General features: G+C 66.6%; 13 protein-coding genes. 6 read left to right on the forward strand and 7 right to left on the reverse strand.

All coding sequences use genetic code 11. The annotated features are described in order from the left end of the window. Positions 1-271 precede the first annotated feature (271 nt). Positions 272-2,080: a ParB/RepB/Spo0J family partition protein gene (locus QH270_RS28745; RefSeq protein WP_280347242.1), complete on the reverse strand. Its 1,809-nt coding sequence runs from the start codon at positions 2,078-2,080 to the stop codon at positions 272-274. Positions 2,081-2,155: 75 nt separating this feature from the next. Beyond that, entirely contained in the window at positions 2,156-2,404 is a 249-nt protein-coding gene (locus QH270_RS28750) for a hypothetical protein (protein ID WP_280347244.1), read from the reverse strand. Positions 2,405-2,540: 136 nt separating this feature from the next. On the opposite strand from QH270_RS28750, the gene ligD reads away from it, so the two are divergent. Continuing rightward, complete coding sequence (gene ligD / locus QH270_RS28755) at positions 2,541-3,500, forward strand: non-homologous end-joining DNA ligase (protein WP_280347246.1); 960 nt, start codon at positions 2,541-2,543, stop codon at positions 3,498-3,500. A gap of 582 nt (positions 3,501-4,082) precedes the next feature. On the opposite strand, the gene QH270_RS28760 is transcribed toward ligD, so the two are convergent. Both QH270_RS28760 and QH270_RS28765 read right to left on the reverse strand, forming a co-directional pair. Further along, the gene (locus QH270_RS28760; protein ID WP_280347248.1) at positions 4,083-5,606 is read right to left on the reverse strand and encodes a pentapeptide repeat-containing protein; all 1,524 of its coding nucleotides are present in this window, start codon (positions 5,604-5,606) and stop codon (positions 4,083-4,085) included. A gap of 595 nt (positions 5,607-6,201) precedes the next feature. Further along, positions 6,202-6,339 carry a hypothetical protein gene (locus QH270_RS28765; RefSeq protein WP_280347249.1) on the reverse strand — a complete coding sequence of 46 codons (138 nt, stop codon included), beginning with the start codon at positions 6,337-6,339 and terminating at the stop codon, positions 6,202-6,204. Positions 6,340-6,864: 525 nt separating this feature from the next. Between QH270_RS28765 and QH270_RS28770 the strand changes: the two genes are divergently transcribed. Further along, the gene (locus QH270_RS28770) at positions 6,865-7,155 is read left to right on the forward strand and encodes a hypothetical protein (protein ID WP_280347250.1); all 291 of its coding nucleotides are present in this window, start codon (positions 6,865-6,867) and stop codon (positions 7,153-7,155) included. 327 nt (positions 7,156-7,482) lie between these two features. Next, positions 7,483-8,586 carry a hypothetical protein gene (locus tag QH270_RS28775; protein WP_280347252.1) on the forward strand — a complete coding sequence of 368 codons (1,104 nt, stop codon included), beginning with the start codon at positions 7,483-7,485 and terminating at the stop codon, positions 8,584-8,586. A gap of 38 nt (positions 8,587-8,624) precedes the next feature. On the opposite strand, the gene QH270_RS28780 is transcribed toward QH270_RS28775, so the two are convergent. Then, positions 8,625-8,900 carry a DUF6374 family protein gene (locus QH270_RS28780; RefSeq protein ID WP_280347254.1) on the reverse strand — a complete coding sequence of 92 codons (276 nt, stop codon included), beginning with the start codon at positions 8,898-8,900 and terminating at the stop codon, positions 8,625-8,627. Between the two features lie 121 nt (positions 8,901-9,021). Here QH270_RS28780 and QH270_RS28785 point away from each other — a divergent pair, with 121 nt between their 5' ends. The 3 genes from QH270_RS28785 (at position 9,022) to QH270_RS28795 (ending at position 10,529) form a co-directional block, all read left to right on the forward strand. Beyond that, positions 9,022-9,276 carry a hypothetical protein gene (locus QH270_RS28785; protein WP_280347256.1) on the forward strand — a complete coding sequence of 85 codons (255 nt, stop codon included), beginning with the start codon at positions 9,022-9,024 and terminating at the stop codon, positions 9,274-9,276. 140 nt (positions 9,277-9,416) lie between these two features. Further along, positions 9,417-9,761, forward strand: coding sequence for a hypothetical protein (locus QH270_RS28790; protein ID WP_280347258.1), 345 nt, complete (start codon positions 9,417-9,419; stop codon positions 9,759-9,761). 207 nt (positions 9,762-9,968) lie between these two features. Continuing rightward, a complete protein-coding gene (locus tag QH270_RS28795; RefSeq protein ID WP_280347260.1) occupies positions 9,969-10,529 on the forward strand; it encodes a GNAT family N-acetyltransferase in 561 nt (186 codons plus the stop codon). Here the strand turns inward: QH270_RS28795 and QH270_RS28800 are convergent. Both QH270_RS28800 and QH270_RS28805 read right to left on the reverse strand, forming a co-directional pair. Next, positions 10,515-10,973, reverse strand: coding sequence for a DUF3085 domain-containing protein (locus QH270_RS28800; RefSeq protein ID WP_280347262.1), 459 nt, complete (start codon positions 10,971-10,973; stop codon positions 10,515-10,517). The two genes, QH270_RS28795 and QH270_RS28800, sit on opposite strands and share 15 nt — an antisense overlap. A 196-nt stretch (positions 10,974-11,169) precedes the next feature. Then, on the reverse strand, positions 11,170-12,297 hold the full coding sequence (locus tag QH270_RS28805) for a hypothetical protein (protein ID WP_280347264.1): 1,128 nt from the start codon (positions 12,295-12,297) through the stop codon (positions 11,170-11,172). Between the last annotated feature and the right edge of the window lie 177 nt (positions 12,298-12,474).

Here is a 12,474-nt window from a genome sequence, read left to right on the forward strand (position 1 = left end):
AGCGAGCTCGGCCCGGTCGCGACCAATAGCGTCAGCGAGGTGGGAGAGCACCTCGTCGACCAGGGCGGGGGTCGGGGCGTCGGGGATGCTGCGGAGCTGCCGCACCGGCGATGCCTGATCGGTTGCCACAGAATCGAACTCGCAACTCCGACGATCTCGGAACCGGGTGAACATCACGGGCCTCATTCCGGTTGGGTAGTGGAAGCGCTCTGTCGAAGCGTGGGGGTGAGGCGGTCCGAATCGATTCCGTGGATTCGGACCGCCGCTGCCCTCACGCGGCGTGCGCGAGCTGCTCCTCTTCCAGGGGGTCGTTGTCGTCGACGGTCCCGCGCTCGTCCATGGCGGGGACGGTCGTGGAGTTCTGGTCGAGGGGGATGGTGCGGTAGTCGAGATCGCCGGCGGCGGCCAGTTCGACGTCGACGAGCCGGAACTGTTCGTTGCGGTCGCTGGCACGTCCCCGGCCGGCCAGGTGTTCACCGACCGCGGCGAGGAAGTGCAGGTAGCCGGAGACGGCGTTGCCCTGCCAGGCGTGGGTGCGCCAGCAATCCTTGTCGAGGGTTGATTCGTGGGCGGCGAGCACGAGCCCGAGGGTGATGACCCACGCCCTGCCTGCCACAGCTGATGTCGCAGTGTCGGTCAGATTGGTGCTGTTGTTCGCGTTGAACAGCGTCAATGCCAGTGTCCGGGCGCGGGTTCCACCGAGCAGGGTGGTGTCGCGAGCCAGTGAGGTCGCGACGAGCTCGGCACTGCCCGGCGGTGGGGTCCGCAACGTGAGCACCCGCGCCAGGAATTCCAGTCGCCGCTTCTTCGCGGCGGCGCCGCGTTTGTTCAACTCGATCACCCGGCGCCGTTCCTCACGTTTCCGGGCGCTGTCCGCTGCCGCCTGTTCGGCAGCGACCCGGGCACGATCACCACCATCACCCTCACCGCCACCCTCGCCGCCTTCGGTACGGTCACCGCTGGTGTCGGGGTCTCGGCGGTGCAGCCCGGCGGCGTCGAGCTGGTCGACGGGCAGGTAGTAGCTCGGCATCCACACGTCCCGATACACCAACCCGGCGGCGCTGCGCAGCCCGTCGGCGGGTTCGGTGCCAGGGGTATCGGCGTCGAAATCGACGGTGTCGGGGTCGATGACCTCATCGGTGGCGGGGTCGAACAGTTCGGCGTCCTCGATCAGATCCATCGCCACCGCCCACCGTCCTGGTTCGGCGTCGATCGCCTCAGGGGAAACCGGTTCGGCGTTGGTGTCGACGAGGTCGTCGACCGGAATATAAGTGTCGAGGTCGACCTCGACGGATTCCGCCTCGAGGATCGGGTGCCCGGCCGCGGCGAACGGCAGGGCGGCGGTGAGTCGGTCGCGGCGTCGGGCACGGTCGGCGGCGATCATCTCGGCTTCGTAGTCGAAGTTCCACCGCACAGCCGACAGCTTCTCCACCGCGGCGTGGTCGCCGAGCTGTTCGTATCCGGCGATCACCTCGAGCTGGTCAAGACTGAACGCGCTGGAATCCACCAAGTTTCGGGCCGTGCTCGATCGGCCGATCTTCCCGGCCTTGCGAACCCGTGCGGTGTCGATTTGCAGACCCTCGGCGATGCGGGTGGCGGTGGCACCGAGGTCGAGCATGTAGGCCACCCCGGCCACACGCGCCGAATCGGTCAACTCGATGCGCCGATCGTTGAGATTGATCTGATCCAACGCCCGCTCGATCAACCGCTCCGGATCATCGATCGAACGGTCGGTGGCCTCGACATAGACCGGGACCCGCGCAAGTCCGAGGGTTCGGGCGATCAACGCGCGGACCTGTCCGTCGACGACCACGACGTGGCCGTCGGGGCCACGCTGGGCCAGGATCGGATCGCGCACCCCGAACCGCCGGATCGACTCCACCTCCTTCGGGTGGGCGTCGAGATCGATCTGGTCCTCGGGCCGCACGTTGTGCCCGATGACCAGATCAGCGGGGTCCATGCTCACGGCCTCGGCGGGCGCGGGCAGCGGGGCGAGCACGGTGAGGGTGGCGTCGGTTCCTGGCGAGGACTCCTGATCCAGGTCGGCGGATGTGTCGGGCTCGATGGTGGTGGTGGACACGAAAGCTCCTTGCGTAGAAGACGACAACGACGCAGCGATCAGCCGAAGCCGGGGCGCGCCGAGAGTGGATGAAAGTCAGCGGGTGGTGCGGGAGCGGCGGCTGACGTTGAGCGGGTACAGCCGCAGCGCCCCGGTCTCGTCGGGCCGGTAGGTCCAGAACCGCCCCCGCCAACCCCGCACCTGTTCACGCCACCGCTCGATGACCGGGTTGTCGGCGAGCATGGTGACGGGTCCGGCGGTGCCGAGGTGCTCGCGTCCGGCGAACTCGGTCCGTGAGATCGACTCCACGGCGGTGATGTCGATCGCGGGTGGGGTTGTGCTCATTCGTGGCTCCTGTTCCGTCAAGGGTGATCGCGTGGCATGCGCGGCGCGGTGGCCGACGACCACCCAGTTCAGGGTTACGCTGGATGTTTGCTGGTGTCGGGTTGTGTGGAAGGGGTGTGGTGATGGCGAGGAGCCGGTGAGTGGGTTACCGCGGTACGCGCCGATGCTGGCCGCCGCGGGCGCGTTGCCGGTGGACGACGGGCGATGGGCATTCGAGCTCAAGCACGACGGGATCCGGGCCCTGGCCTACGTCGATGAGCGGTTGCGGTTGGAATCGCGCAACGGCAACGACATCACCGCGGCCTGGCCTGAACTGGCCGGGCTCGCCCCGACAGAACCCGGGTTCGTCGTCGACGGTGAGATCGTCATCGAAGTCGCGGGCCGGTCCTCGTTCCGGGCCTTGGCCCCACGCATGCACCAACGCAACCCGGCCACCATCGCCGCTCTAGCCCAGACCTCACCGGCGACGTTCATGATCTTCGACCTGCTCCACATCGGCGACCGATCCCTGACCGGGCTGCCCTACACCCAACGCCGCGAACTACTCGAACTCACCGGCCTGGCCGGACCGCACTGGCGAATTCCCGGCCTGCTTCCCGAGCCGGCCGCCGACGCCCTGGCCGCCTCGCAGGCGCTCGGAGCCGAGGGAATCATCTGCAAGCGCCGCGACAGCTGGTACCTGTCCGGGCAACGCAGTCCCGCCTGGACCAAGGTCAAGAACGTGGTCCACCAGGAGGTGGTGGTCATCGGCTGGAAAACCGGGACGGGCCGACGGGCCGGAACGATCGGATCGCTGCTAGTCGCGGTCCCCGACGACCGAGGCAGCCTGGAATATGCGGGCAGTGTCGGAACCGGGTTCACCGCGGGGATGCTCACGGACCTGCACGATCGTTTGGCGCCGCTGCAACGCCTGGATCCACCGGTCCCCGGATTCCGGTCGACCCCGGCCGGGGTGGTGTGGCTCGAACCGCACGTGGTCGGGGAAGTGGCGTTCACCGAATGGACCGGCGACGGCCGCCTACGGCACCCGTCCTGGAGAGGATTGCGCCCGGACAAGGACCTCGATGACGTCGAAACCCCCACGGCAAGACCGTGATCGACAAAGTAGCGACGGCCGGTGAGGCCGCCACCGGGCAATCGTGCTCGCGTCCGGTCCTGCTCACGACGGCACGTCCGACCGCAGCGTTCGCGGCGCCCGCGCGCGGAGTTGGGGCGTGGACCCGCGTTCTCAACGGGTCCATCCCTCGACGCTGACCGTGCGCCAAGAAGTCCTCGTCACGCTCGGGGTGGATGAGTCTCGAGGTGTCCGAGGAACACGGTCTTCTGCTGGTTGGTTCTGGTCGCGAACCTCGGCACCACCTTGGTCGCGAATCCCAGCACCGCTCGATTTAGTGTTCGTGAATCTCGACAGCATCTAGGTCGGACGACCGGTATTGAACCACATCGCCGTCGTCCCCTGTTCGCCACCCTTCAGGGGACGGCCTCGCAGCGAGGCGTCGGACTGCCGACTGCCGCAATCCGACAAGTGAACATGTTTCAATTCGGCGATGGGTAGCAGCGTTGGTGACTCCGCCAAACGCCCTGTAATGCCGATGTGTGGGTGATTGCCACCCGCACATCGCCGACCGGAGCTGCGCGTCGGCGGCCCGATGTCCATAAAGCGATCGCTCCCCGAGACTCACGCGTCCGGCGGCGGTACAGCTACGGCCGGTGGCCAATCCTGTGGCTCGACGTTGGCGGGTTTCTGACTGAGGTCCTCGTCCCAGTCAAACGTCGGTGCCGGAGGTCCCCACTCCTGCGGCCCGCCAAAGGAGACGAACTCTGTACCAAAATCCACCTTGAGGAAGGAAAACCTCCCCCGGAGGTAATCGGAGGAGGTCGCGCTGTCCAACCCGGCGCCGCCAGCGAAGGTCGCGCGGTGGAACCCGACCATGTTGGAGAAGATTGCGTTGTCGAACTTGGCGCCGCCAGCGAAGGTCGCGCGGTTGAACCGGGCGATGCCGGCGACGGCCGCACGGTCGAACCATACGCCGCCAGCGAAGGTCGCGCGGTCGAACCAGGTGTTGTCGGCGAAGGTCGCGAAGCTAAACCCCGCAAAGGCGGAGAAGGTCGCGTCATTGAATTCGGCGACCTCGGCGAAAGTCGCGCAGCTGAACTCCGCGGCGCCGGCGAAGGTCACGCCGTTAAACCCGGCGCAACTAGCGAACGTCGCCTCGCCAAACCTCGCGCCGTTGGCGAAAGTCGCGTCATTGAATCCGGCCTGACGGGCGAAGGTCGCGCGGTCGAACCAGGCGTTGCCGGCGAAGGTCGCGTTGCCGAACCAGGCGTTGCCGGCGAAGGTCGCGTTGCCGAACCGCGTGCTGCCGGCGAAGGTCGCGCCAATGAAGCAGGCGTCGTCGGAGAAGTTGGCCCGGTCGAACCGGGTGTCACCGGAGAAGGTCGCCCGGTCGAAGTGTGTGTCGCTGGCGAAGGTTGCCCGGTCGAACCGCGCGATGCCAGCGAACTTCGCCATGCTGAAGTCGACACTCTCTAGATGTGCTGTGCGGAAGTCGAAATCACTGGATGACCAACTGTGTTCGGCCTGCGGGCGAAGATGGTCGGCGATTGCGCGGAGGATGGTGGCGCGTACTTCACGGTCGTTCTGCCGGTATTCAGTGTGCTCTTCCTGCTCGGCGCCATCAGCGCCGGCGGTCTTGGTCACCAGCTTGGTACGTCCGGATCCGCCCTGTTCCGGGTCATAGGGCAGCCGGAGATAGCCGCACAGCACGTCGATGCACTGCTGGCGATTCGCTCCAGATCTCTCATCGGCGACACCAGCCATCGCGTACACACCAGCGATACGGATCGCCGCGGACTTATCGGCCAGCTGAGCGGCCGCCGCGCCGAATCGTTCCCACAAAGCGGCTTCACGCGCTCGCTCGGTGTCGTCTGCGTGGCGTTCACGCTCACGCGCCATCTGCTCGTTGTGATGTTCTTCAGCCTGCTTACGGGTGTCGCGACCGTTGACGTAGGTCAAGATGCCGGCGGCAAGGACGCCGGTTCCCCCCAGGAGTGTCGCCCAGGGCTGCGAAAGGCCGGTATCCACCCCCGACAGCACAGCCGCGCCGAATCCCGCCATGCCAGCCCCGCCCACCATGAGACCGACCGTGCGCCAGCGCAACTCGACCGGGCCGCTGCGCGCAGGCCTTTCCCCCTTAGTCACGAACTCGAAGGTACAGAATCCAGCGGTGCACGGCAGTGTCTTCTGGATCAGACCGCCAGGATTGTTCACTTATCGGCGGCCACACCCGCTGTTGCGCAGGGCTTCCGGTCACCCGGCTCGCTTACGAACGCCCTGTACTGTCGCCTATAGGTCACATGGGACGCGGACTCCTTACCAACCAAAGGGGGAACGCGTTCCAGTTCTGCTGTCGAGGTCCCCCGAGCAGCATCGCGACGATTCGTCATGACCACCGCTGACGACCCCAGCCACGGGGAGGCCAGTTGGGTACCGCCGTACTGCAACCAGGTTGGTGTAGTGGTGTCGAAATCCGCGACCAGTCACGAACAAGACGCTGTCGAAATTCGCGACCAAGCGGTGTCTGAACTCGCGATCAAAGCCAGCTGGCTCTCGACGCTCAGCCCTGGCTAACACCTGGACCGGGTCGGCCGTAACTCGGGCTCGGCCCGCACCTGCAAATTCAGAGCATGGTCCAGCGGCTGCACGGTCTGCATCGCTCGCAGGTGGGGCTGGACACGATCGCATGCGGCGCCAGCGCAACGAGCTCGTCGACCACGGCGCGGGCCTACCGGCGTCCTCAGGTGGTGAGCGGGCGGGTGTCGTCGTCGGGGCCGCCGGGTGTGGGGATGACGGGCTCGGCGTGGCGGAGCAGGATCAGCGTGGAGCGCACGGCGGCCGTCGTGTTGGACGCATCGGCGTCGTCGCGGGCGTCCAATGCTGGTGGGCCGGTCCGGAGTTGTCGTGCCAGCGTGCCCGCAGTAGTGCGAGTCCGCGCTCGACCGCGATCATGCGGGCCTGAACGCCGGGGTCGTTCGGGTCGTAGCCCGCTTCGATCAACGCGGCCCGGTCTTCGGGTGTCATGCCAGTTTGGACGGCGCTGCTTCGTTGCAGGTTCCCGGCAAATCGGACGACTTCACCCTGGTCCAGGTCTCGGCATCGAAATCACCCCCAGGATCGATGAACGCCGACATCCGGTTGCCGGTGCCGGGGCGCCTGCGGGTTGACCTATCGCCCTACACGGCTGCCGGCTGCGGATTCCACGCCGACCGGCCTGGACGCCGCAGCCCGGGGCTGTGATCAGGTGGCGTTGCCGATACGTGTTGTCGGCTCCCGCGCACTATCGTCATCACGCAGCAGCCCACCACCGCGTCAGTCCGACCACCGGTATCCGTTCAGCCGTCGGGCGACGGCGCTCCGACTATGGTGCGTGCACCATGACGATCCGGCAGGAGCGGAACCGATGAGTGACCACGACTATCCGATCTACTTCGACGCGCCCTCGATCGGCGAGGACTACCAGGTACTGCCCGATGGCCGGGTTCCGTTGTGGGTGATGCTCACCGTCGGCGACGACGCGCACTGCGTCACGCCCTGGCACGCGGCCACGGCTCCGCTGGTCCTGTCGGCTGCGATGATGGGCCGTGACTGCGACATCCCGGCGGGAGAGGTCATCGACCGCGAGTTCACTGCAGCGGGCGGGCAAGACGAGCCGTTGCACGACTTCCGGCTCGTGCACGACCCCCGGTTGTAAGTCGAGCGGGGCCAGGGCCGCGGTCGTCCGGCCAACGGCCGCGGGTCGCTCATGACGAGGACGGGTGTTCGGGATCGCGGTGAGCGCGGTCGACTCGCCAGGGGTGCACGACCGACACCGATCCGTGCCGGCAAACCATGCCGCCCTGGGTTACCGTCCTGGCGATCCCGGTGACCTTCTTCAGTTCCCAGGGGATCGGCATGTGCATGATGCCCGGGCGAGACAACATGCGGGTGGCGGCATTCTGAGCTGGTTCTATGTCAAGAACAGGGTCCTCGACGGCGATACATTCTGCGTGAAGGGCCTGTAACCGCCGAGGAGTAGACGATGACCGAAACCGGGACCGTCCAGGTCGAACACCACCAGTTCCTGATCTGCGCCACCGACGCCGACACCACCGACGTCACCGCAGAGGGAACACTCATCTGGACCGGCCCCGGTTTCGTGTCCATACTGACCGGCATCGCCTACGGCCCCGCCACCCTGACTCTCGACCCGGCCCCGGAGTCCGACATCGAATTCGACGAGTGGGAGGCCGTCGAAGAGACCGTCATCGAAGCAGACGCATCGCTGCAGGTGATGACCATCGGTGGTGAGCTCGTCGACACGTTCGGTGCCATCCCCGCGGACCGGTACCGGGTCCGGGTCCACGCCCGCGGCCGCGACTCCCACTACGACCTCGACGTCGCCGAGCCATGCGAGGAATACCTGGTCCAGTTCACCACCACGAGCGAGGCCGTCGGCGGACTGACCCGGCTACGCAGGACCGACAGCGCCCACGGGCCCTCCCCAACCGACGCGGCCGTGGAAGGAACTGTGCCGCATCTCGACGACCTCGTCTACGTCGGCGATCCCGACAGCGGCTGGATCAAAGTCCAACCCGACAGCCCCGAAGCCCACGCCACCTTCGCCGCACGCGGCAAATGGGCCGACCGACCCCCATCCGACTACCTCCGCGCAGACCCCCGGCGACAGCACACCGGGTCTTTCGTCGCGGACCTGGACCGGGACCTGGTCGACGAGATCGCCGCGCTCACCGCAGAACAACAACGGGCGCTCGCCCGGTGGTGCACCCGCCGCGCCTTCGAACGAGCAGGACTGACCGATTTCGCCGACTTCCGCGCCGCACTCGACGCCATGGACAACGGCACCGCACCTCCCGCCGCGTTCACGGTCCCTTCACAACTGGGCGAGCTGGTGAAGAACAACCCGGCCATCCCGCTCACCGTCACTGCCCGATTCGGCGGCTATGGTGACTCGATCCCTCAGTTCGACGCGACCACGGCATACATGTACAGCGTCGGATCCGACCAGGACATCGAGCCAGCTACCAAGGCGTTCGAAGCAGTTCGTTGGACCTCGTTCGTCTTCGGCCAGAACTACCCCGAGCTGATCTCCCGAATCCGGCGAGAGTACCTCGCCTCACTGTGATGATTCCCCAGATCAGCATCACGATGGCCGCGGGTCGCTCATGACGAGGACGGGTGTTCGGGATCGCGGTGAGCGCGGTCGACTCGCCAGAGGTGCACGGTCGAAGCGGATCGCGGCCGCAGTGGACGCCGCAGGCGGGGATACCTGCGGGTATCGGATTCGGCGTAGTCGCGCAGTACCTGGGTCAACCGCACCGCGACCGCATCGAGGTGATCCGGGTCCACCGCGATGCCGAACGCGGCACAGGCCTCGAGCTGGCGACGGACGGTGGCCAGCGCTACTGCCTTCCGTGCGGGGCGAGGCGTCTCGGGCATGACCCGAACTCTACCCGTTATCGAACATACATTCGAGACATGTAAGTTCGGCGGCGTGTTCGAGAAGTGGCCGGTGCAGTTCACACCATAACCGTGGCGGGTCGTCGACCCGCCGCAGAAGGTGGTCGTCGCCGCCCACCTGGCCATCGCCACCAAGCCGAGGTACTTCCGCCAGGATCAGCTGGCCATGCGGGTGAAACTCGGTGGCCTGCGTCTGGCCGACAACGTCCCCGGCTGGCTCCATGCGTGGGTGCTGCTCGCCGACGGAACCTGGATGGGGCTGGTCACCTTCACTCTGGTCACCGGCAACGGGCGCGGGCAACTCCAACTCCACCAATGGTGTCCCGCGCACGCACTGAGCCCGGTTGAGCAGTAGGTGAGACGGCAGGTGCTGCGGTGTGACGACAGGTCTTATCTGTCAGTCGCAGATTGTGTGCGTCACCGGGTGCCGATCGGCCGGGCCTTGACCCCCGGAGGAATCCCGTCACATTGCGATCATCGGTGGAGAATGGGCGGATGTTTGGACAGGGCAAGGGCTTGACGGCCGCGAGCGAGACGTTCGCGAATGCGCTCCCGATCACTGCGGGGCTGATAGCTGCCGCCGAGGCGGTCGTGGCGGCAATCGACGGCGAGATCGAGCAAGGGCAGCGCCAGATCGCTCAGTTTCGTGAACGCGACCCGAATCCCGGCCAGACCGAGATCGCGATCGCGACTCGGCAGGGCGCTGAAATGGCGCTGGTAGCCGAGCGAAGCCGGTGGCGCAAGATCGTCAACGTGTTGCGCGAAGTGCCGCAGCGGCCGGTAGACCCGACCGGTTACGGCTACTTCGAGGGCAACCCACCACTACCCGAATCTCGGTGACGACAAGGCGCTGTGGCGGAGCCGCAATCCGCACCTCTTGAGACAACTGGGAACCGCACATGGTGACATCCATGACCTGTAGGCCGGACTGAACCGTAAGGTCAGCTCCCCAGCAGGTGACAACTATGGCCTGCCGTCACATGCGGCCGGCGTCTGCGCTCGCCGGAGATTTCTGCACGGCCGTACCGGTATGGCAGCGTGGACGGCGTGAACAGGATCGAGGTCGAGCAGATCGACGGTGAGCACGCGATGCTCGCGCCGCTGCTGGTCGGCCTCGACGAACTCCACCACCTGCGCGACAGCGTCTTCGCCGCACCATCACGGTTGACCGGGATCGGTGACCCGGGTGCGGTTCGGCTCCTCGCTCGCCGCGACGGCGCGGCCGAAGGGTTTCTCGCCGGCAACCCCCAGACGGGCCACCTGGCGCTGGTCGGTGTCTTGCGACCGCGGTGCGGTGTCGGGTCTGCGTTGGTGCGCGCGTTCACCCAACGAGCCTGCGCGGCGGGCGCCGATGAGGTGACGGTGGTCCTTGACACCGACCCACATGGGCGGTGGGCACGGCGACAGTTCTTCGAAGCGCTCGGCTTCACCGCGGTCTCAGGCAGCGCGCTGCACTTTCACCACCGGGTGTCGACGGGTGTGAGCACGAATATCGGTGCTTGTCGGGTAGCCGGTCAGGGGCGAGATTCGACATCAGGTGCGGCGCAGGTCTCTGGTGGGATACGAGGTCGATTCGGCATCTGCACCGAGCCGCTAGCGATCCAATGATGCGGCGGCCGTACTGAACTCGATGTCGAAGCGGCCGCCGGGATGCACAGTGAAGATCATGATCCCGCCACGGGCGGCGTGGTGGCGAATCATCTCGATCAACGAGATTCCGTCCTGTTGCTCGGTGAGGGAGATGTATTCGGCGAAGTCGTCGCCCCCGACCGCGGTGTAGGAGAAGTCGAAGTACTGCTCGTAGCCGACCGCGTACACGACCTTCGAGGAGCCCTCGGGTTTGGCGGGGTCGGCCAGCAGGCGGGGTACGCCGTTGGACAGCAGGTAGGTGCCCTGGTCCTTGGCCCACACCAACGCCGGTGGGACCGGGTCGGGCTTGTCGCTGTCGTAGTCGGGCCACGAGTGCTCTGTGGCGGCCATCGCGTGCTCGGCGATCACGGCGACCTGACGCAGCGGGAACCACAGTTCGAACTTGCCCATCCGGACCGGCATCGATGAATTCCTTCCTGTTGGCGAATCATTCAGTCCTCAGCGGTGAGCGCGACCAGCCGTCGCCCGGCTCGGCGGCAAGCTGGTCTCGGCGGTCCTCGACCATGGCCGCGCACCCGGCCCACGCGGGCGCGGCTGGGTGCCGAACTCGGCGTCTGAGGATCCGTCCGCAAGCTTTGGGTGGGACGTGGCTGGGTGGTCAGGATGCGCGGGCGTGGTGCCCGTCGATGCCGAGCTGGGTGAGTTCGATGGTGAGTGGGGCGTAGTCGGGGTGGGCGGCGACCCAGCTGGCGAAGCTCGACCATTCCCAGCCGTGGTGGCGGGCGATGTCGCGGGATCGGAGGTTGCGGGTGTATTCGACCGAGGCGTGGGCGAAGCCGAGGGCCGCTTGGACCTGTTGGGGTTTCAGCGAGCTGGCGAACACGCGCAGTTCGAAGGTGTCTTCGGGGTAGACGTTGATCGCTTGTTGTCGGCCGAACCCGCGATGGCTGCCGCGGGCGAATTCTCGGCACCGTTGTCGGGCGGCGGGAGTGAACTGGGCCCAGGTGGAGTCGCGGCGGGCCAAGGTGGTGACTTCGGGTTGGTTGCGGTGGATGAATTTCATCCACCGGTAGATGTGTGCGGGGGAGTCGAACCCGTCGCGGGACAGGTGGATGTGGATGCCGACTTCGTCGTCGGTGTGGCATCCGAGTATCCGCAGCTTGCCCAGCAGCGACCAGGGGAACTCGTTGATCGCGTAGTGGTAGGTCATGGGGTGGGTGACCAGTTCGAACCCGCAGCTGATCGATCCGTCCTGTTTGAGGTAGGCCAGATCGCCGACGGCGGCCATGGCGGTGTCGGCGGCGTCGGTGAAACCTTCTCTGGTGGATCGGATTTCGAGTTCTAGGCCGAGGTAGAGGGGTCCGTCGCCGTGGAAGACGGGGGTGGGTTTGTAGAAGTAGTCGAAGATCGCGGGGTGGTCTGATCGGCAGTCCGAGCACTGGTCGGTGCCGTAGGGGACCAGGGTGACGCAGGTGTCGCTTTCGCGGTATTCGCTGGCGCATAGCTCGCACACGTCGATGCCGTCATCGGTGGGGTAGGGGCGCGCGGTGGGTGCCAGGCAATCACCGCATCGCAGGTAGTCGCGGGCACAGCTCGGGCAGAGGTCGTGGCCGCTGATGACCTCGACGAGGTCGCGGACCGAACGTCGGCACTGCGGGCACTCAGGCCAGTCGGCCCGGCAATCACCGCAGAGTCTGTCGGTGTCTGGGCGGTCGACGAGGTCGGCTGCCGGGGTCGGCGTGCGGCACTGGCCGCAGGCAGGTTCTGCGAGAACCGGGGTGGGCATGGGAGGTTTCCTTCCGTGAAATGCACTGAGCCCGCCCCCGTGGTGGGTGCGGGCTCAGTGGCCGGTGAGGAATCAGAAGGCGCGATGCTGGACCGTCGGTTGCGCGTCGCGACCGAATGTGGGTCCGGGTCGGTGGACGGCTCCTGTTGTGGTTGTCCACAGAGGTATCCACAACAT

Origin of the sequence: Nocardia neocaledoniensis (assembly GCF_029868625.1) — a bacterium.
Taxonomy (GTDB): domain Bacteria; phylum Actinomycetota; class Actinomycetes; order Mycobacteriales; family Mycobacteriaceae; genus Nocardia; species Nocardia neocaledoniensis_A.

Excerpts from the sequence above, each read along its gene's own strand:
- QH270_RS28750 (WP_280347244.1), bottom strand. The coding sequence starts at position 2,404 with ATGAGCACAACCCCACCCGCGATCGACATCACCGCCGTGGAGTCGATC.
- QH270_RS28770 (WP_280347250.1), top strand. The coding sequence starts at position 6,865 with ATGAGTGACCACGACTATCCGATCTACTTCGACGCGCCCTCGATCGGC.
- QH270_RS28775 (WP_280347252.1), top strand. The coding sequence starts at position 7,483 with ATGACCGAAACCGGGACCGTCCAGGTCGAACACCACCAGTTCCTGATC.
- QH270_RS28780 (WP_280347254.1), bottom strand. The coding sequence starts at position 8,900 with ATGCCCGAGACGCCTCGCCCCGCACGGAAGGCAGTAGCGCTGGCCACC.
- QH270_RS28790 (WP_280347258.1), top strand. The coding sequence starts at position 9,417 with ATGTTTGGACAGGGCAAGGGCTTGACGGCCGCGAGCGAGACGTTCGCG.
- QH270_RS28800 (WP_280347262.1), bottom strand. The coding sequence starts at position 10,973 with ATGCCGGTCCGGATGGGCAAGTTCGAACTGTGGTTCCCGCTGCGTCAG.
- QH270_RS28805 (WP_280347264.1), bottom strand. The coding sequence starts at position 12,297 with ATGCCCACCCCGGTTCTCGCAGAACCTGCCTGCGGCCAGTGCCGCACG.